This window comes from Brevundimonas sp. Bb-A, assembly GCF_009394735.1.
In the GTDB taxonomy this organism is placed as follows: Bacteria; Pseudomonadota; Alphaproteobacteria; order Caulobacterales; family Caulobacteraceae; genus Brevundimonas; species Brevundimonas aurantiaca.
On the sequence record NZ_CP045456.1, the window covers coordinates 1,876,958 to 1,894,734 of the forward strand.

Sequence of the window (17,777 nt, forward strand, 5' to 3'; positions counted from 1 at the left end):
ACCCATGAAAGCTCTGATCATCGCCGCCACGGCCGCCGCCTCGCTGGTCGCCACCGCCGCCTCGGCCCAGACGGCCGCGCCGGCCAACCCCGGTCCGGTCATTCCGGGCGTCTGCGTCTATTACAACGCCCGCCTGCTGGCCCAGTCGGCCGCCGGTCAGGCGGTCGAGGCCCGCATGCAGCAACTGGCCCAGGAGGTTCAGGGCGAGCTTCAGCCCTATGCCACCGCCATCCAGTCGGAAGCCCAGCAACTGCAAACCTCGGGGGCTAGCCTGCCCGCAGACCAACTGCAACAGCGCCGTCAGGCCCTGCAGCAGCGCGCCCAGGAGGCCCAACAGCTGGAAGCCACCCGCGAGAACGAGCTGCGCTACACCCTGGCCATGCAGCGCCAGGCCATCACCGAGGCTGTGTCGCCGATCCTGACCGCCCTCTATCAGGAAAAGGGCTGCGGCCTGCTGTTGGACCGCGAGAGCGTCTTCATGATGAACCCGGCCATGGACCTGACCGACGCGGCGATCCAGCGGCTGAACACGGCCCTGCCGACCCTGTCGTTCAACCGCATGCCGGTGCCGGCGCAGCAGCCGCAACAGCCGGCCGCCGCCAACTAAGGCCCTCATGCCCGATTCCCGCTTCTTCGAAACCCTTTCGCCCCTGTCCGTCGTCGAACTGGCGGCCAAGACCGGGGGTGAGGCGGTCCGGGGCGGGGACCGGATGATCGGTTCCGTCGCGCCCCTGTCCTCTGCGGACGGGGGGGCGATCGCGTTTATGGGCGACCGCAAGTTCGTGGCGGCCCTGGCGGCGACACAGGCGGGCTGCGTCATCGTGCCGGAACAGGCGGTGGGCTCGGTTCCGGCCGAGGCGGCGGTGATCGTCTCGCGCACGCCCCAGGCCTCCTGGGCCATGGCCTCGGCCCTGCTGCACCGCCCGTTGAGCCTGGACCGCGCCATCGCCCCGTCTGAGGCGTCCGAGGACGACAGCGTGGTGATCGAACCCGGCGCGGTTCTGGGCGAGGGCGTCCGCATCGGCTGCGGCACGCGCATCGGCGCCAATACGGTGATCGGCCCGGGCGTTCAGATCGGGCGCGACTGCGTGATCGGTTCGAACGTCACCGTCGGCTTCGCCCTGATCGGCGACCGTGTGAAGCTCTATGCCGGCGCGCGCATCGGCGAGGCGGGCTTCGGCGCCACCGGCACGGCGGCCGGCGCCATGGACATTCCCCAGCTGGGCCGCGTGATCTTGCAGGACGGCGTGACGGTCGGCGCCAACAGCTGCATCGACCGCGGCGCCTATGACGACACCGTCATCGGCGAGAACACCAAGATCGATAATCTGGTCATGGTGGGCCACAACTGCGTCATCGGCCGCAACAATCTGATGGCGGCCAATACGGGGATCTCCGGCTCCGTGACCAGCGGCGACAATGTCATCTTCGGTGGCAAGGCGGGGATCGGCGACCATCTGACGATCGGCGAAGGCGCGCGGGTGGCGGCTGGCGCGGGGGTGCTGGCGGACATTCCGCCGGGCGAGACCTGGTCCGGCTATCCGGCCCGCCCGATCCGACAGTTCTTGCGTGAAACCGTCTGGCTCGCCAAACAGGCGTCTTCAAAGAAGGCCCCAAGGGAATCATAGGGATGAGTGAAGACGGCAAGATCGACTACGCCGAGGTGATGCGGCGGCTGCCGCACCGCTATCCCTTCCTGCTGGTGGACAAGGCCGAGGAGTTTGTTCCCGCGACTTCCATCGTGGGGATCAAGAACGTCACCCACAACGAGCCCTTCTTCCCCGGCCATTTCCCGATCGATCCGGTCATGCCGGGCGTGCTGATCGTTGAAGCCATGGCGCAGACCGGCGCCTTGCTGATGTCCAAGACCCTGGACGTCGCCGTGGCGGACAAGGTCATCATGTTCATGTCGATCGACGGCGTGCGTTTCCGCAAGCCGGCGCGGCCCGGCGATCAGCTGCGCATGCAGGTCAAGGTGATCAAGGCGCGCGGCGACGCCTACAAGTTCCGCGGCGAAACCTTCATCGACGGCAAGCTGGCGGCCGAGGCCGAGTTCATGGCCATGGTGGTGACGGTGCCCACGCCGGCGACGGAGCCCGCCGCCTGATGGCCATCCACCCCACCGCCCTGATCGACGCCACGGCGACCCTGGCCGAAGGGGTCGAGGTCGGCCCCTGGTGCACGGTCGGACCGAATGTCTCCCTGGCCGAGGGCGTGCGCCTGGTCAGCCATGTGGTGGTCCAGCAGGACACGACGGTCGGGGCTGGAACAGTGATCCATCCCTTCGCCGTCATCGGCGGCGATCCGCAGCACAACGGCTACAAGGGCGAGCTCGTGCGGCTGGAGATCGGCGAGAACAATCTGATCCGCGAGCACTGCACCTTCAACCGGGGCACGCCCCAGGGAACGGGCGTGACCGTCGTCGGCTCCAACAATCTGTTCATGACCGGCGCCCATATCGGCCATGACTGCGTGGTCGGCAGCAACCTGGTCATGGCCAACAACGCCACCCTGGGCGGTCACGCCCAGGTCGGCGACAAGGTCTTCCTGGGTGGACTGTGCGCCGTCCACCAGAACGGGCGCGTGGGGCAGGGGGCGATCATCGGCGGTCTGGCCGCCGTGACCCGCGACGTCATCCCTTACGGTTCGGCCTGGGGCAATCATGCGCGGCTGCGGGGGCTGAACCTGATCGGTTTGAAGCGCAAGGGCTACGGCAAATCCGAGATACGAAGATTGCTGGCCGCCTATCGCGACCTGTTCGAGGGCGAGGGCGAGTTCGCCGGTCGCATCGACGGCGTGGCCCAGGCCTACGCCGACCTGCCGGAGATCCTGGAGATCATCGCCTTCATCCGTGATGGCGGGCGGCGTCCGCTGTGTCTGCCGAACGCGGAATGAGCCGCTCGGGAAGGCTGGGGCTGATCGCCGGGGGCGGCGATCTGCCGGCGGCGGTGGCGGCCCGGTGCGAGGTCGAGGGACGGCCGGTCTTCATCATCCGTCTGGCGGGGTTCGCCGATCCGCATCTGAGCCGTTGGCCCAGCGCCGAGTTCGGCATGGCCCAGATCGGGGCCATATTGAAGGCTCTGAAGGCTGAAGGCTGCACCAGCGTCTGTCTAGCCGGCATCGTCAATCGACCTGATTTCAAGACGTTGAAGCCCGATCTGAAGGGTGCGTCTCTGCTGCCGGGCATCGTCGCGGCGGCGACCAAGGGAGATGACGCCCTGCTGAGGAAGATTCTGTCCATCTTTGAGGTGGAGGGTTTCGGGGTGGAAGGTGCCGACGACATACTGTGCGGGGAGACCCTGGCGGCCGGCGCCCTGGGATCGGTGGTTCCGACGCCGCAACAGATAGATGATCTAAGAAAAGCGCTGCACGTCGCAGAAAAGTCGGGTGAATTGGATATCGGCCAGGGCGCGGTGGTCTGTGACGGCCTGGTCCTGGCGGTCGAGGCGCAGGAAGGCACCGACGCCATGCTGCGCCGCGTGGCGGACCTGCCCGCCGACCTTCGCGGCGCTCCGGCCGCCCCCAGGGGGGTGCTGGGCAAGGCGCCCAAACCGATCCAGGATCTGCGCGTGGACATGCCGGTGATCGGACCGCGCACGGTGGAGCTGGCGGCGGCCGCGGGGCTGGCGGGGATCGCCGGCGTCGCCGGGCGGTTGATCCTGATCGACCGGTCCGCGATCGTGGCTGCGGCGGATCGGTTGGGCCTGTTCGTCTGGGGTGAAACGCGATGAGCCGTCCGTTGAAGATCATGCTGGTGGCGGCCGAGGCGTCGGGCGACGCCTTGGGCGCCGGCCTGGCCCGGGCCTTGAGAGCGCGGCTGGGTCAGGGGGTGAGCTTCGTCGGCATCGGCGGCCCGCGCATGGCGGCCGAGGGCGTCGTCAGTCCCTTCGACATCGCCGAACTGTCGATTCTGGGCTGGATCGAGGGCCTGCGCGCCTATCGGACGGTGCGCCGTCGCGTGGCCGAGACGGCCGCCCTGGCGGCGCGTGAACAGCCGGACGCGGTGGTTCTGATCGACAGCTGGGGCTTCACCATTCGGGTCGCAGAGGCGATCCGCGCCGCACGTCCGGACGTGCCCTTGATCAAATACGTCGGGCCCCAGGTCTGGGCGTCGCGTCCTGGCCGGGCCAGGACCCTGGCGCGGGCCGTGGATCATCTGCTGGCCCTCTACAGCTTCGACGCGCCCTGGTTCGAGCGTGAAGGTCTGCCGACGACGGTGGTCGGCTCGTCCGCCCTGCACGTCGACATGGGCGGGGCCGACGGCGCCGCCTTTCGCGCCCGGCGCGGCCTCACGCCAGACGCCAAGCTGCTGCTGATCCTGCCGGGCAGCCGACCGGCTGAAATCGCGCGGATGACTCCGGTTTATGAGGCGACCGTCAAGCGGTTGAAGGCCCAGGATCCAGGCCTGGAAGTCGCGGTGGTCGCGGCGGGTACGGTGTCAAAGGACGTGGTCGGGCGCGTATCCGCCTGGCCTTTCCGCGTCCATGTCGTCGATGAGGCCGAAAAGTACGACGCCATGCGGGCGGCGACGGCGGCCTTGGCGACCAGCGGCACCGTCTCGACCGAACTGGCCCTGGCGGGGGCGCCGATGGTCATCGCCTATAAGATCGGCGGGGTAAGCTATCAGCTGATGAAGCGGCTGGTGACGGCCGAACACATCACCCTGTTCAACATCGCCGCCGGCGCACGGATCACCCCGGAGTTCATCCAGGGCGAGGCGTCTGCGGAAAACCTGGCGGCGGCCGTCGGGCGGCTGTTGAACGATCCCCAGGCTGCGGCCGAGCAGGCGAGGCGTCAGACGGCGGCGCTGGACCTGATGGGGCGGGGCGGGCCGGATCCTTCGACCCTGGCCGCCGAGGCCGTGTTGCGGGTCATCGAGGCCAAGGCGGCTGGATAGGCGGCTCCATCCCTGTCTCAGACAAAGAAAAACGCCGGGGCCTGCGCCCCGGCGTTCTGCATTTCAGGCCTGTGGCGCTTGATCAGCCGCGCTGTTCGATCGGCACGTAATCGCGCTGCGTCGGGCCGGTGTACAGCTGACGCGGGCGGCCGATCTTCTGCGACGGATCGGCCATCATTTCCTGCCACTGGGCGATCCAGCCCACAGTGCGGGCCAGGGCGAACAGGACGGTGAACATGGTGGTGGGGAAGCCCATGGCCGACAGGGTGATGCCCGAATAGAAGTCGACGTTCGGGAAAAGCTTGCGCGAGGTGAAATATTCGTCGTTCAGCGCGACCTTTTCCAGCTCCTTGGCGACCTGGAACAGGGGGTCGTTTTCGCGGCCCGTGGCGGCCAGAACCTCATAGGCCGACTGCTGCATCACCTTGGCGCGCGGGTCATAGTTCTTATAGACCCGGTGGCCGAAGCCCATCAGCTTGTATTTGCGGTCCTTCACGCCCTGGATGAACTCGGGGATCTTGTCGGGGGTGCCGATCTCCTTGAGCATGTTCAGCGCCTCTTCATTGGCGCCGCCGTGCGACGGGCCCCACAGGCAGGCGATGCCGGCGGCGATACAGGCGAACGGATTGGCGCCCGACGAACCGGCCAGGCGGACGGTCGAGGTCGAGGCGTTCTGCTCGTGGTCGGCGTGCAGGGTGAAGATGCGGTCCATGGCGCGCACCAGGGCCGGATCGACGTGATAGTCCTCGGCCGGCACGGCGAAGCACATCCGCAGGAAGTTTTCGGCGTAGGACAGGTCGTTGCGCGGCGAGATGAAGGGCTGGCCGACATGATATTTGTAGGCGCGGGCCGCGATCGTCGGCATCTTGGCGATCAAACGGATGGCCGAGATGTCGCGCTGGACCGGATCATGGATGTCCAGGCTGTCGTGATAGAAGGCCGACAGTGCGCCGACCGTGCCGACCATGATCGCCATCGGATGGGCGTCACGGCGGAAGCCTTCGAAGAAGCGGTCGAACTGGGCGTGCAGCATCGTGTGCATGGTGATGCTGTCTTCGAACTTCTCGTACTGCGCGGCCGTCGGCAGTTCGCCGTGCAGCAGAAGGTGGCAGACTTCGATGAAGTTCGACTGGGCCGCCAGCTGGTCGATCGGATAGCCCCGGTGCAGCAGGACGCCGGCGTCGCCGTCGATATAGGTCAGGCCTGACTCGCAGGAGGCGGTCGAGGTGAAGCCCGGATCGAAGGTGAAAGCGCCCGTTCCGCCATAGAGCTTGCGGATGTCGATAACGTCCGGACCGGTCGAACCCGACAGAACGGGCAGATCGACGCTCTTGCCCTCGAAGGAGAGCGTGGCGGTTTTGGCTTGGTCAGTCATCAATGCCCCTTTGCATTTGGACGTCCGATCGCGGGGAGGCGCCGGGCGCTCTTAGGTTTGTGGTTGATCACTTAGTCTGTTGCAGCGCATCATCCAAGCGTCCGAGACTTTCGTCGCGCCCAAGAGCGGACAAAGTTCGTGCAATATCAGGTGATGTTGACCCTGCGGTAAGGGCCGTCCGCATGGGCGGACCGATCTTGCCGAAGCCGACCTGTTCGGATTCGGCGAAGCTTTTCAGCTCGGCTTCCAGGGCGAAGACGTCCCAGGACTGGAACAGGGCCAGCCGGTCGCGCAGACGCGCCAGGCGGTCCAGGGTTTCGCCGGACAGCAGGGCGCGGCCCTTGTCGTCAATGTCCAGGGGACGTGTCTTGAGCACGAATTCGGTCTGGTCGGCCAACTCCAGCACGGTCTTGGCGCGGTCCTTCACGAAGGGCATGGCGCGCTGGAGCCGGGCCTCGTCGGCCTCGGCCAGGCTGCGACCCCGGGCGAGGTGGACGTCCAGCGTCAGCTTGGCCAGGCGTTCGTCGTCGGCGAGCCGCAGCCAATGCGAATTGACGTGGGCCAGCTTGTCGAAGTCCAGCCGCGCCGGCGCCTTGCCGATGCCGGCCAGATCGAACCATTCGATCGCCTGGGCGTCGCTGAACAGTTCGTCGTCGCCGTGACCCCAGCCGAGGCGCGCCAGATAGTTGCGCATGGCCTCGGGCAGATAGCCCATTTCGGCGTATTCGTGGACGGCCTGGGCGCCGTGGCGCTTCGACAGCTTGGCGCCGTCCGGCCCGTGGATCAGCGGGATATGGGCGAAGGTCGGTCGGGTCCAGCCGAGGGCGTCATAGATCAAGCTCTGGCGGGCGGCGTTATTCAGATGGTCATCGCCGCGGATGACGTGGGTCACCCCCATGTCGTGGTCATCGACAACGACCGCGAGATTATAGGTCGGCGCCCCGTCCGAGCGCAGCAGGACCAGATCGTCGAGGTCGTCGGTCGACCAGCTGACCGAACCCTGGACCTCGTCCGCGACGGTGACGGTCGCGGACTGGGGGCGACGGAAGCGGACGACGTGCGGCTGGGCCAGGTCGTCGACGGTCGGGGTGCGGTCGCGCCAGGGCGATTCAAAGGTGCGACGCTCGGCCTTGGCGGCGTCGCGCAGACGTCCGGTTTCCTCGGCCGTGGTGAAATCGCGATAGGCGTGGCCGGTCTCCAGCAGTTGATCGACGACTTCGCGATGGCGGTCGGCGCGGCTGAACTGGAACACCGGCTCTTCGTCGGCGAACAGCTCCAGCCAGCTCAGGCCGTCGAAGATGGCCTGGACGGCCTCCTCGGTCGAACGTTCCCGATCCGTGTCTTCGACCCGGATCAGGAAGCGTCCCGCGTGTCTCTTGGCGTACAGCCAGTTGAACAAGGCGGTTCTCGCCCCGCCGATATGCAGATAGCCTGTCGGCGAGGGGGCGAAGCGGGTGACGACAGTCGAAGAAGGCAAGGTCATGGGGGAAGGGTCCGTAAGCGAGGCCCTTATACGCCCCGAGGCGACAAAGCCTACCCCCGGCGCGCGTTTGCGGATCTGGCTGGCCCAAGAGCTTGCGGCGCAGAGCCTGAGATGGCGGCTCTGGGCGCCGGTGGCGTTCGGGGCGGGCGGCGCCGTCTATTTCACTCTGCGGTTCGAGCCCCCGTCATGGCCCCTGCTGCTGGCGGCGGGGATGGTCGCAGCCGCCTGGTGGGCGGGACGGCGGCGCGGCTGGGGGCGGGGCCGGACCTGGCCCCTGATGATGCTGGCGTGTCTGCTCGGCGGGCTGGCGACGGCCAAGGTGCGGACCGAGGCGATCGCCGCCCCGATCGCGCCGGCGCTGGGCGAAGCGACCGTGATCGAGGCCTGGGTCATCGACGTCGACAGTCCTGGACAGAACGGGGCGCGGGTGGTGGCGGCGCCGACCTGGATCCGCGGCCTCGCCCCCGAGGAGACGCCGGTGCGGCTGCGTGTGACCGTGCGGGGGGCGCCGCCCCGTCCGGGTGAGGCGATCCGACTGTTCGCCATCCTCAATCCGCCGCCTGCGCCGGCGGCGCCGGGCGCCTATGACTTCGGCCGCAACGCCTTCTTCCAAGGATTGGGCGGCGTGGCCTTTGCGCTTGGCGAGACGCGGAGCATCGACCTGCCGCTCCCGCCCTGGCGCGTCCGGCTGACGATGGCGGTCAACGGCGCCCGCTACGCCCTGGCCGAACGGATCGTGGCCCAGCTGGGGCCTCGCACAGGCGGGATCGCCGCCGCCATGACCACCAGCCACGAGGCGTGGATCAGCCCCGAAGACGTGGAGGTGATGCGGGATTCGGGCCTGGCGCACATCCTGTCGGTGTCGGGCCTGCATATGGCCATCGTCGGCGGCTTCGTCTTCTTTGCGGTCCGGCTGGGGGTGGCCGCATGGCCGTGGCTGGCGCTGCGGGTCGCCGGCAAGAAGATCGCCGCATGGGCGGGGCTGGCGGCCGTGGGCGCCTATCTGGTGGTGTCGGGCGCGCCGCCGCCGGCGGAGCGGGCCGCCGTCACGGCCGCCATCGCCTTCATCGCCATATTGCTGGACCGGCAGGCCGTGACCATGCACGGGCTGGCCGTCGCCGCCTTCGTGGTCCTGCTGATCCAACCGGAAGCCATCGTCACGCCAGGCTTTCAGATGTCCTTCGCCGCGACGGCGGCCCTGGTGGCCCTGGTCGAGGTCTGGCCTAGGCGGGTGCGCGAGATCGCGGCTCCCTGGCCGATCGTGGCGGTTCAGAGGTTCGGAGGCTGGCTGGCGGCGGCCGTCGCGGCCAGCGTGGTCGCCGGTCTGGCGACCGGACCCTTCGCCATGCAGCATTTCAACCGGACGGCCGTATACGGCCTCCTGGCCAATCTGGGCACGGCGCCGGTGGCCGATTTCGTCCTGATGCCGACCCTGGCCCTGGGGGCGGCGCTGGCGCCCTTGGGGCTGGGCAGACCCTTCCTTGCGGTGGCGGGGTGGGGCGTGGATCTGATGCTGGCGATCGGAACCTGGACCGCGGGCCTGCCCGGCGCGGTGCAGACGGTGGCCAGCGCGCCGGACTATGTGCTGCCCGTGGCCTTTCTAGGCGTGCTGTTCATCTGCCTGTGGCAGGGGCGGCTGCGGTGGCTGGGCCTGCCCCTGGCGGCGGCGGTGCTGGTCTGGCCGCGCGCGCCGACGCCGGACGTCTGGATCGGCGACGGCGGGACCAATGCGGCCTTTCATCGGGAGGGCGAGGCGATCGTCGTCCGGCCCGGCGTGCGTGAGTTTGCGACGGACCTGTGGTCCCGGCGGCGCGGTCTGATCTTGGCGGACCGCCCCGAGGCCGGCTGGGCCTGCGACCGCGCTTCATGCCGTCCCGAACTCACTGGGGCGGGGCCGGTCGCCCTGTGGTGGGGCAGGCGGACGCCGGACATGGAGCAGATGGACGCCCTGTGCCTTGCGGCCTCGGTCGTCAGCGTGCGGGCGGTGGTTCACGCCCTGCCGCCCTCATGTGACGGGAGGCTGGTTCTGGACGGGGCGGACTTTGCGCGCGGCGGGGCGGTGGAGCTGTGGCGTAGCGGCGCGGGCGGCTGGCGGGCCGTGTGGACGGCCGATGTCCGGGGCGACCGGCCGTGGGCGCGCCGGCCGAATCCAGCTGTCAGTGATAGCGGCGCATGAGGCCGACCAGCTTGCCCTGGACCTCGACTTGGTCGGGACCGAAGATGCGGGTCTCATAGGCGCGGTTGGCGGGCTCCAGGGCGATGGAGCCGCCCTTGCGGCGCAGGCGTTTCAGCGTGGCCTCTTCGCCCTCGACCAGGGCCACGACGATCTCGCCGTTGTTGGCGGTGTCGCCGCGCCGGATGACCACCAGGTCGCCGTTCAGAATGCCGGCCTCGATCATGGAGTCGCCCTCGATTTCGAGGATGTAGTGATCGCCCTTGCCCAGCATGGATTCCGGCACCGGCAGCCGCTCCTGTTCGTGCTGGATGGCGGCTATGGGGGTGCCGGCGGCGATCTTGCCCAGGAGCGGCAGTTCGCGGGTGTCGTTGGCGGCTGAGGCCGCAGCGACGGGACGCGCGCCGCCGCCGCCTTCGATGACATCGGGCTTGAACCCGGCACGGCCGCGCGGAGCGCCGGCTGTGGCCTGCTCCGGCAGTTTGGTCACTTCCAGTGCGCGGGCGCGGTGGGCGAGGCGGCGGATGAAGCCGCGCTCCTCCAGCGCCGTGATCAGCCGGTGAATGCCCGACTTGGACGCCAGGTCCAGCGCCTCCTTCATCTCGTCGAACGAGGGGGAGACGCCGGTCTCCTGAATCCGTTCGTGGATGAACATCAGCAGTTCGTGCTGTTTGCGCGTGAGCATCGCCGGCCCCTCATGCGCCCGACCGACGAATCGGAACGGGCCGTGAACATTGACGATGTTCTGTAAGTGTTCCTTCCTAATGTCAACTTAACGGCGTCGCTTCACCACGCGCGTCGAGTTGAATCAGGCGGCCAGCAGCTTGCGCGTCGCTTCCTCGACGTCGGCCTGACGCATCAGGCTCTCGCCGACCAGAATGGCCTGGGCGTGGGCGGCGGAGACGCGCGCGACGTCGTCGGGGGTGAAGATGCCGCTCTCGGCGACCAGGAGGGCGCGCACGGGGCTGAGCATCGCCAGGCGTTCGGTCGTTTCCAGGTCGACTTCGAACGTTCGCAGCGACCGGTTGTTGATCCCCACCAGATCGCCCCCGAGAGCGCAGGCGCGCGCCATTTCGGCCTCGTCGTGGGTTTCGATCAGGGCGTCCATGCCGAAACGCTCGGCCTCGGCCAGCAGTTCGGCGGCCAGCCGATCGTCGATCATGGCCAGGATGATCAGGATGCAGTCGGCGCCGAGCGCCCGGCTCTCGGCGACCTGCCAGGGATCGACCAGGAAGTCCTTGCGCAGGCAGGGCAGGGCGGTCGCCGCACGGGCCTGGCCCAAATAGGCGTCGTCGCCCTGGAAACTGGGGCCGTCGGTCAGGACCGAAAGGCAGGACGCGCCGCCGGCCTCATAGGCCTTGGCGAGGGCTGGGGGATCGAAGTCGGGACGGATCAACCCCTTGGACGGGCTGGCCTTCTTGATCTCGGCGATCAGGGCGGGGCGGCCGGTGTCCTCGACCGTTCGATCCAGGGCGGCGCGGAAGCCGCGCGGGGCCGAGGCGGCCTGGGCCAGGGTCTCGATCGCGTCCTGAGAGGTCGCGGCCTTGCGGGCGGCGACGTCTTCGCGCTTGTAGGCGGCGATGCGGGCCAGAACGTCGGTCATGGGGTGTCCTCCGTCTCCAGCGGCGTGGAGGTGATGCGGGCCAGACGCTCCAGAGCCTGGGCGGCCCGGCCGTCGTCGACGGCGGCGGCGGCGAGGGCGGCGCCTTCCGACAGGTCCGCCGCCCGATCCGCGACCACGAGGGCGGCGGCGGCGTTCAGCAGGACGATGTCGCGGTAAGGGCCGGTCTGGCCCGCCAGCAGGGCGCGAAGGGCGGCGGCGTTCTCCTCGGCGTCGCCGCCGCGGATGGCGTCGATGGAGGCGCGGGGCAGGCCGGCGTCCTCGGGCGTGACCTGGAAGCGGCGGACGGCGCCGTCCCTCCATTCCGCCACTTCGGTCGGGCCGGAGGTGGCCAGTTCGTCCAGACCCTGGCCGTGAACGGTCCAGGCGCGGGTCGCGCCCAGCCGGCCCAGCACCTCGACCAGGGGCTCCAGCAGGCGGGGGTCATAGACGCCCATGACCTGACGTTTCGCCTGGGCCGGGTTGGACAGGGGGCCCAGCAGATTGAAGACGGTGCGGAAACCGATCTCGGCCCGGACGGGGCCTACATGGCGCATGGCGCCGTGATAGGCGGGGGCGAACAGGAAGCAGATGCCGGCCTCGTCCAGCGCCTTGCGCTGCTGGGCCGGGCTGGCGGCCAGATTGACGCCCAGGATCGACAGGACGTCGGACGAGCCGGATTTCGAGGACATGGCCCGGTTGCCGTGCTTGGCGACCTTCAGGCCCGCGCCGGCCAAGACCAGGGCGGCGGCCGTGGAGATGTTGTAGGTGTGCTGGCCGTCGCCGCCGGTGCCGCAGGTGTCGATAACCTCATAGGGATGATCCAGCGTCAGGGCGGCCTCGCGCATGGCCTGGGCGAAGGCGGCGATCTCGTCCACCGTCTCGCCCCGAATGCGCAGGGCGGTGACGGCGGCCGCGACCTGGGACGGGGTCGGTTCGCCGCGCAGGCAGGCGGCGAAGAAGTCGTGCGCCTGTTCGGACGTCAGGGGGTGGCCCTCGACCAGTCGGGCGAGGATCGGCTTGAAACCATCGGCCATGGTCAGGCGGCCATGATCAGGCGGCCGCGAGGCGCTTCACGCCGGCGATCTGAAGGAAGTTGGCCAGCATGTCGTGGCCATGTTCTGTAGCGATGGATTCCGGGTGGAACTGAACGCCATGGATCGGGCGGCTGCGGTGCTGGAGCCCCATGATTTCGCCGTCGGCGGTCCAGGCGGTCACCTCGAGACAGTCGGGCAGGGTTTCGCGCTTCACGGCCAGGGAATGATAGCGGGTGGCGGTGAAGGGCGAGGGCAGGCCGGCGAAGACGCTCTTGCCGTCGTGCAGGATCGGCGAGGTCTTGCCGTGCATCAGGGTCTTGGCGCGGATCACGTCGCCGCCGAAGGCCTGGCCTATGGCCTGGTGGCCCAGGCAGACGCCCAGGATGGGCATGGAGGCCGGCGCGCTCTCGATCAGAGGCAGGCAGACGCCCGCCTGGTCCGGCGCGCAGGGGCCGGGAGACAGCAGGACGGCGGCGGGGTTCAGCGCCCAGGCCTCGGCCGCCGTCAGGTCATCGTTGCGCACCACATGGGTCGGCGCGCCCAACTCCGCGAGGTAGTGGACGAGGTTGTAGGTAAAGCTGTCGTAGTTATCGACGACGAGGATCATGATCAGGCTTCTAGGCGTGACAGGCGTCCGCGCCAAGCATATGCGTCGCTAAAGCGCATCTTAACGGTCATGGGGGCAGGTGGAGGGGTGAAACTCGCCGCCGAACAAGACATCGCCGACAAGATCGCCGCCGCAAAGGCGAAGCTGGTCGTTGTCGAACCCAAACCGATCAGCCCCTATGCGGCGCTAGGCGCCGCCGCCCTGGCCGCTGCGGCCGCCGTGGTCATGGCCGGGGTGGTGGTGCTGGGGCCCGGCGTTCGTTTCGACCAAGCCCCGCCGACCTACACGCCCTAGCGGTTGCCGGTGCGGAAACGCCAGGCTTCTTCGGCGGCCCGCATGGGGGCGCGGGCCTTGTGCCGGGTCTCGGCGTATTCGGCGGCAGGATCGCTGTCGGCGACCACGCCGGCGCCGGCCTGGACGAAGATCCGGTCATCAGCGAACAGGGCGGTGCGCAGGGTGATGCAGATGTCCGCCTCGCCCCCGGCCGAAATATAGCCGACGCCGCCGCCGTAGCCGACGCCGCGCTTTTCGGCTTCCAGCTCGTCGATGATCTCCATCGCTCGGACCTTGGGCGCGCCTGACAGGGTGCCGGCGGGAAGGGCCGCCAGCAGGGTGTCGACGGCGTCCAGTTTCGGATCGGCCTTGCCGCGCACATTGGAGACGATGTGCATGACCTGGCTGTAGCGTTCGACGACGAAGCTTTCGGTCACCTCGACCGTGCCCGGCGCGGCGACGCGGCCGACGTCGTTGCGGCCCAGGTCCAGCAGCATCAGATGTTCGGCCCGCTCCTTGGGATCGGCCAGCAGCTCGGCCTCCAGGGCCTTGTCCGCCTCGGGCGTGGCGCCGCGCATCCGGGTTCCGGCCAGTGGTCGGATGGTGACCTGGCCGTCCTTCAGCCGGACCAGGATCTCCGGGCTGGACCCGGCCAGCTGGAAGCCTTCGAAGTTCAGATAGAAGAGATAGGGCGACGGGTTCTGGCGACGCAGGGAGCGGTAGAAGGCGAACGAATCTTCGGTCCAGGGCGCCGAGAAACGGTGGCTGAGCACGACCTGAAAGATGTCGCCGGCGGCGATATAGTCCTTGGCCCGGGCCACCATCTGGCCGAAACCGGCCTCGTCCACGGGCGAGGCGAAGGTCGGGGCGGGCGTGGGCTGCGGCGCGGCGCGCACCGGCAAGGGCTCGCGCAGGCCCGTCTCGAAAGCGTCCAGCCTGGCGACGGCGGCGTCGAAGGCTTGCCGCGCGTCGCCGCCCGTGTCGGGATAGGCGGCGGAGACCAGGATGATCTCCTGGCCGACGGAATCGAAGATCGCCACCAGCGACGGTCGGGTCAGGACCGCATCGGGCAGGTTCAGCGGGTCGGGATTGGGTTCGCCCAGCGGCTCGAGCAGGCGCACCATGTCATAGCCGAAGACGCCGAACAGGCCGGCCGCCATCGGCGGCAGACCGTCGGGCAGGTCGAACTTGGAGGCGGCGATCAGGGCGCGCAGCGACTGAAGCGTGGGCAGGGGCTCGGGAATGAAGCGGCCTTCGGCGACGGCTGGACCGCGCGCCAGTTCCGCCGCGTTCGACCGACAGCGCCAGACCACGTCCGGGTCCAGGGTCAGGATCGAATAGCGGCCCTTGACGGCGCCGCCCTCGACCGATTCCAGCAAGCAGGCGTAAGGCCGGTGGAGCCCCAGCTTCAGATAGGCCGAAACCGGGGTCTCCAGGTCGTCGATCACCCGACGCACGATCACCTGGGGCCGACCGGCCGAGAGGCCGGCGGCGAAGGCGTCGAAATCGGGCCCGCTGTCCGCCTGCGTCATTGCGCCGGAGCGGCGGGCGCGGTCGGTTCGGCCGACAGGCCCAGGGCCTGACGCGCCAGGCCGACGTCATGCTTGGCCTTGGAGCGTTTGGCCGCCGCCGCCATCTCGGTCTGAACCATGGCCTGGACGATCTCCTGGGTGATGCGCGGGCGGGCCTGTTCGGCGAGCGGACCGGCGACCGCCGGATTTGCGGCGTGGATGGCGTCCACCCGGCCGATCAGGACGCCGCCCTGTCCCGGTTGGGAGAAGACCTGGCCCTTGGACTGGCCGAACAGACCTTGCAGCACGCCCTGACCCAGGGCCTCCTGGGTGGCCTGATCACGGACGACGCCGGTGCGGACGGTCAGGGGGGCGTTGACGGAACGGGCCACGGCGGCGATGTCCTGGCCTTGGCGCACGCGACCGGCCAGCTCCTCGGCCTTGGCGGCGAGCCGGCGCGAAATCTCACGCTGTCTCCACTGGGCGGCCAGGGGCTCGCGCACCTCGGCCAGGGTCGGCAGGGCCGAGGGACGGATGTCGTTCAGCCGGACCGCGAAATACTGGCCCTGGCCGGCGTCCACCACATCGCTCTCGCCGCCCTTGGTCAGGGACCAGGCCGTTTCGAACAGCTGCGGCGGGGCGTTCAGCGGCTGGCCGTTCGGCAGTTTGCCGTCCTGGGTGAAGGGCGGCAGGTCGACGATCCGCGCCCCGGCTTCACGCGCGGCGTCGGCCAGGCTCTTGCCGGCGGTTCGGGCGGCTTCGTACTTTTCGACCTTGGCGTAGGTCTGGCCCTTGACGTCCTCGGCGCGCAGTTCCTGAATGATCTGCTCGCGCGAACCCTCGAGGCTGGCGGGCTGACCGGGCTGGACCGCCGTCAGCTTGGCGACGGCGAAGCCCACGCCCGCCTGGACCGGGTCCGACACCTGGCCGGGCTGAAGGCCGAACACGGCCGCAGCCGTGGCGGCGTCGCCGATGGCGGAGCGCGGCGTGGCGTCGAACTGGGCCGGCTGGATGCTGTTGGCGCGGCCGACGTCTGCGGGCGACTGACCGGCGCGCAGGGCGGCGGCGATCTTCTGGGCCGCGTCGCGGCTGGGCGCCGTCAGGGTGACGAAGGTGCGGGTCTCGGGCTTGCCCAGGCTGTCCTTCTTGAATTCGAACCGCTCGCGGATCCGCTCTTCCGACACGGCCGGGGCGGCGCCGGGCTCCGGCGAGAACAGGACGACGGAGGCCATGCGGAACTCCGGCGCGCGCAGCCGGGCGGCGTTCTCCTGGATGAAGGCGTTCAACTGGGCGTCGGTCGGGGCGGGGATGTCTCCGGCCATGGCCGGGGTGATTTCGAACCAGCGGCCGTCGCGGCTCTCGAAGGCGGCGCCGGCCAGGAGGGCGCCGTAGATCCGGGGCGCGCGCGCGCCGGCGAAGACGGCGGCGTTGAAATGTTCGGTCGCATACTGGTCGCGCAGGTCCTGTTCCAGCATGGCGGGAGTCAGGTTCTGCTGGGCCAGGGCGCTTTCATAGGCCTTCTGGTCGAACTGGCCCGTGACCGAGTTGAAGAAGGCCGGGATCTGGCGGATCTGTTTGACGATCAACTCCTTGCCGGGGCGGATGCCCGCCTTCCACGCCCAGTTCAGGAAGCCCAGCTGTTCGGTCTGGCTTTCCAGAAAGCGGACATGGATGTTTTCGGCGATCAGATCCTCGTTCGTCACCGGACGACCGGCCTGCTGCTGAATGTTCTCGCGCACCCGTCCGAAGGCGGCGCTGAACTCGGCCTCGTTCATCGAACGGTCGCCGGCGTCGATGACGTGTTTCGGTCCCAGGTTGGCGAAGACGTCCATGCGCGCGCCCACGATCACGAAGCTGATCGCGATCAGGACGAGCAGGGCGGCGGCCCATTTTGAGCGCGAGAAGGCGCGGAAGGCGGTGATCATTCGTGGACCCGGAGACTTGCCGACGATGGCTTCGCTTCGGCGTATAGTCGGCTGGGGCGGGCCGCCGCAAGAACGGCTTGATGTCCAGATTGGGGCGCCCCTCTTGGCGCGGCGGTTTTCGCCCCCTAGACAGGCCAGATGAAACAATCCGTGAAGTTGATCGTCGGCAATTGGAAGATGCACGGCCTGGCGGCCGCCCTGTCCGAAGCCGAGGGGTTGAAGACCGCCCTGTCCGCCGCACCGACCCAGGCCCGGGTGGCCCTGTGCCCGCCCGCCACCCTGGTCCATCAGATGAGCGCGGTTCTGAGCGGAAGCGCGATCGAGACCGGGGGGCAGGACTGTCATGACAAACCGTCGGGCGCCTTCACCGGCTCGATCTCGGCGGAAATGCTGGCGGATGCGGGGGCCGGGCTGGTGATCCTGGGCCATTCCGAACGCCGGGCCGCCTTTGGAGAGACCGACGCCCAGGTGGCGGACAAGGTTCAGGCCGCCGTTGCGGCGGGACTGGAGCCGATCGTCTGCGTCGGCGAAACGCTGGAACAGAGACAGGCCGGCCAGGCCGTCGCGGTCGTCAGCGCCCAGGTGGCGGGCTCTCTGCCCCACGGACTGGCGGAGCGGACGTTTGCGGTGGCGTATGAGCCGGTCTGGGCGATCGGCAGCGGCCTGACCCCGAGCCTCGAACAGATCGCCGAGGTCCATGCGGCGATCCGCAGCGCCCTGATCGACCGGCTGGGCGAGGCGGCGCGTCGGGTCCCGATCCTGTACGGCGGCTCGGTCAAGCCGGACAATGCGGCCGATATTCTGGCGACGGCGGAGGTCGGCGGGGCCCTGGTCGGGGGCGCCTCGCTGAGGGCCGAGGACTTTCTTCCGATCATCCGCGCGGCCTGAACGACGCG

At 69.0% G+C, this 17,777-nt stretch carries 17 protein-coding genes; 9 read left to right on the top strand and 8 right to left on the bottom strand.

All coding sequences use genetic code 11. The features are described 5' to 3' along the window. The first annotated feature begins 4 nt into the window (after positions 1–4). The 6 genes from BSP_RS09245 to lpxB are packed head-to-tail and all read left to right on the top strand — an operon-like array spanning position 5 to position 4,897. Positions 5–607 carry an OmpH family outer membrane protein gene (locus BSP_RS09245; RefSeq protein WP_054765562.1) on the top strand — a complete coding sequence of 201 codons (603 nt, stop codon included), beginning with the start codon at positions 5–7 and terminating at the stop codon, positions 605–607. Positions 608–614: 7 nt separating this feature from the next. Then, positions 615–1,628, top strand: coding sequence for a UDP-3-O-(3-hydroxymyristoyl)glucosamine N-acyltransferase (gene lpxD, locus BSP_RS09250; RefSeq protein ID WP_152950089.1), 1,014 nt, complete (start codon positions 615–617; stop codon positions 1,626–1,628). A 2-nt stretch (positions 1,629–1,630) separates the two neighbouring features. Then, on the top strand, positions 1,631–2,107 hold the full coding sequence (gene fabZ, locus BSP_RS09255; protein WP_054765564.1) for a 3-hydroxyacyl-ACP dehydratase FabZ: 477 nt from the start codon (positions 1,631–1,633) through the stop codon (positions 2,105–2,107). Continuing rightward, positions 2,107–2,895 (top strand): acyl-ACP--UDP-N-acetylglucosamine O-acyltransferase, encoded by a 789-nt coding sequence (gene lpxA, locus BSP_RS09260; RefSeq protein ID WP_152950091.1) that lies wholly within the window; start codon positions 2,107–2,109, stop codon positions 2,893–2,895. Before fabZ ends, lpxA begins: the two co-directional genes overlap by 1 nt. After that, complete coding sequence (locus tag BSP_RS09265) at positions 2,892–3,731, top strand: LpxI family protein (RefSeq protein ID WP_152950093.1); 840 nt, start codon at positions 2,892–2,894, stop codon at positions 3,729–3,731. Before lpxA ends, BSP_RS09265 begins: the two co-directional genes overlap by 4 nt. Continuing rightward, positions 3,728–4,897 (top strand): lipid-A-disaccharide synthase, encoded by a 1,170-nt coding sequence (lpxB, locus tag BSP_RS09270; RefSeq protein WP_152950095.1) that lies wholly within the window; start codon positions 3,728–3,730, stop codon positions 4,895–4,897. Before BSP_RS09265 ends, lpxB begins: the two co-directional genes overlap by 4 nt. Positions 4,898–4,979: 82 nt before the next feature. Here the strand turns inward: lpxB and gltA are convergent, their stop codons facing one another. Together gltA and gltX are read right to left on the bottom strand one after the other, a co-directional pair. Further along, a complete protein-coding gene (gene gltA, locus BSP_RS09275; RefSeq protein ID WP_054765568.1) occupies positions 4,980–6,272 on the bottom strand; it encodes a citrate synthase in 1,293 nt (430 codons plus the stop codon). A 67-nt stretch (positions 6,273–6,339) separates the two neighbouring features. Beyond that, a complete protein-coding gene (gene gltX, locus BSP_RS09280; protein WP_152950096.1) occupies positions 6,340–7,755 on the bottom strand; it encodes a glutamate--tRNA ligase in 1,416 nt (471 codons plus the stop codon). Between gltX and BSP_RS09285 the strand changes: the two genes are divergently transcribed. Further along, positions 7,754–9,931: a ComEC/Rec2 family competence protein gene (locus BSP_RS09285; RefSeq protein ID WP_152951106.1), complete on the top strand. Its 2,178-nt coding sequence runs from the start codon at positions 7,754–7,756 to the stop codon at positions 9,929–9,931. The genes gltX and BSP_RS09285 overlap by 2 nt on opposite strands. Here the strand turns inward: BSP_RS09285 and lexA are convergent. The 4 genes from lexA to BSP_RS09305 form a co-directional block, all read right to left on the bottom strand. Beyond that, positions 9,912–10,613 (bottom strand): transcriptional repressor LexA, encoded by a 702-nt coding sequence (gene lexA / locus BSP_RS09290; RefSeq protein WP_152950098.1) that lies wholly within the window; start codon positions 10,611–10,613, stop codon positions 9,912–9,914. The two genes, BSP_RS09285 and lexA, sit on opposite strands and share 20 nt — an antisense overlap. A gap of 123 nt (positions 10,614–10,736) precedes the next feature. Beyond that, the gene (gene trpC, locus BSP_RS09295) at positions 10,737–11,531 is read right to left on the bottom strand and encodes an indole-3-glycerol phosphate synthase TrpC (RefSeq protein WP_152950100.1); all 795 of its coding nucleotides are present in this window, start codon (positions 11,529–11,531) and stop codon (positions 10,737–10,739) included. Next, on the bottom strand, positions 11,528–12,565 hold the full coding sequence (gene trpD, locus BSP_RS09300) for an anthranilate phosphoribosyltransferase (RefSeq protein WP_152950101.1): 1,038 nt from the start codon (positions 12,563–12,565) through the stop codon (positions 11,528–11,530). The genes trpC and trpD overlap by 4 nt, the downstream gene beginning before the upstream one ends. A gap of 16 nt (positions 12,566–12,581) precedes the next feature. After that, positions 12,582–13,172: an aminodeoxychorismate/anthranilate synthase component II gene (locus tag BSP_RS09305; RefSeq protein ID WP_152950103.1), complete on the bottom strand. Its 591-nt coding sequence runs from the start codon at positions 13,170–13,172 to the stop codon at positions 12,582–12,584. Positions 13,173–13,259: 87 nt separating this feature from the next. Here BSP_RS09305 and BSP_RS09310 point away from each other — a divergent pair, with 87 nt between their 5' ends. Beyond that, positions 13,260–13,466, top strand: coding sequence for a peptidoglycan-binding protein (locus BSP_RS09310; RefSeq protein WP_152950105.1), 207 nt, complete (start codon positions 13,260–13,262; stop codon positions 13,464–13,466). Here the strand turns inward: BSP_RS09310 and trpE are convergent. Next, positions 13,463–14,977 (bottom strand): anthranilate synthase component I, encoded by a 1,515-nt coding sequence (gene trpE, locus BSP_RS09315; RefSeq protein ID WP_152950107.1) that lies wholly within the window; start codon positions 14,975–14,977, stop codon positions 13,463–13,465. The two genes, BSP_RS09310 and trpE, sit on opposite strands and share 4 nt — an antisense overlap. Further along, positions 14,974–16,881, bottom strand: coding sequence for a peptidylprolyl isomerase (locus BSP_RS09320; protein ID WP_152950109.1), 1,908 nt, complete (start codon positions 16,879–16,881; stop codon positions 14,974–14,976). Before BSP_RS09320 ends, trpE begins: the two co-directional genes overlap by 4 nt. Before the next feature lie 138 nt (positions 16,882–17,019). On the opposite strand from BSP_RS09320, the gene tpiA reads away from it, so the two are divergent. Further along, entirely contained in the window at positions 17,020–17,769 is a 750-nt protein-coding gene (gene tpiA, locus BSP_RS09325; protein WP_152950111.1) for a triose-phosphate isomerase, read from the top strand. The last annotated feature ends 8 nt before the right edge of the window (positions 17,770–17,777 follow it).

Bases quoted from the DNA above. Each gene is read 5' to 3' on its own strand.
- BSP_RS09245 (WP_054765562.1), top strand. From the start codon at position 5: ATGAAAGCTCTGATCATCGCCGCCACGGCCGCCGCCTCGCTGGTCGCC.
- lpxD (WP_152950089.1), top strand. From the start codon at position 615: ATGCCCGATTCCCGCTTCTTCGAAACCCTTTCGCCCCTGTCCGTCGTC.
- fabZ (WP_054765564.1), top strand. From the start codon at position 1,631: ATGAGTGAAGACGGCAAGATCGACTACGCCGAGGTGATGCGGCGGCTG.
- lpxA (WP_152950091.1), top strand. From the start codon at position 2,107: ATGGCCATCCACCCCACCGCCCTGATCGACGCCACGGCGACCCTGGCC.
- BSP_RS09265 (WP_152950093.1), top strand. From the start codon at position 2,892: ATGAGCCGCTCGGGAAGGCTGGGGCTGATCGCCGGGGGCGGCGATCTG.
- lpxB (WP_152950095.1), top strand. From the start codon at position 3,728: ATGAGCCGTCCGTTGAAGATCATGCTGGTGGCGGCCGAGGCGTCGGGC.
- gltA (WP_054765568.1), bottom strand. From the start codon at position 6,272: ATGACTGACCAAGCCAAAACCGCCACGCTCTCCTTCGAGGGCAAGAGC.
- BSP_RS09285 (WP_152951106.1), top strand. From the start codon at position 7,754: ATGGGGGAAGGGTCCGTAAGCGAGGCCCTTATACGCCCCGAGGCGACA.
- gltX (WP_152950096.1), bottom strand. From the start codon at position 7,755: ATGACCTTGCCTTCTTCGACTGTCGTCACCCGCTTCGCCCCCTCGCCG.
- lexA (WP_152950098.1), bottom strand. From the start codon at position 10,613: ATGCTCACGCGCAAACAGCACGAACTGCTGATGTTCATCCACGAACGG.
- trpC (WP_152950100.1), bottom strand. From the start codon at position 11,531: ATGACCGACGTTCTGGCCCGCATCGCCGCCTACAAGCGCGAAGACGTC.
- trpD (WP_152950101.1), bottom strand. From the start codon at position 12,565: ATGGCCGATGGTTTCAAGCCGATCCTCGCCCGACTGGTCGAGGGCCAC.
- BSP_RS09305 (WP_152950103.1), bottom strand. From the start codon at position 13,172: ATGATCCTCGTCGTCGATAACTACGACAGCTTTACCTACAACCTCGTC.
- trpE (WP_152950107.1), bottom strand. From the start codon at position 14,977: ATGACGCAGGCGGACAGCGGGCCCGATTTCGACGCCTTCGCCGCCGGC.
- BSP_RS09320 (WP_152950109.1), bottom strand. From the start codon at position 16,881: ATGATCACCGCCTTCCGCGCCTTCTCGCGCTCAAAATGGGCCGCCGCC.
- tpiA (WP_152950111.1), top strand. From the start codon at position 17,020: ATGAAACAATCCGTGAAGTTGATCGTCGGCAATTGGAAGATGCACGGC.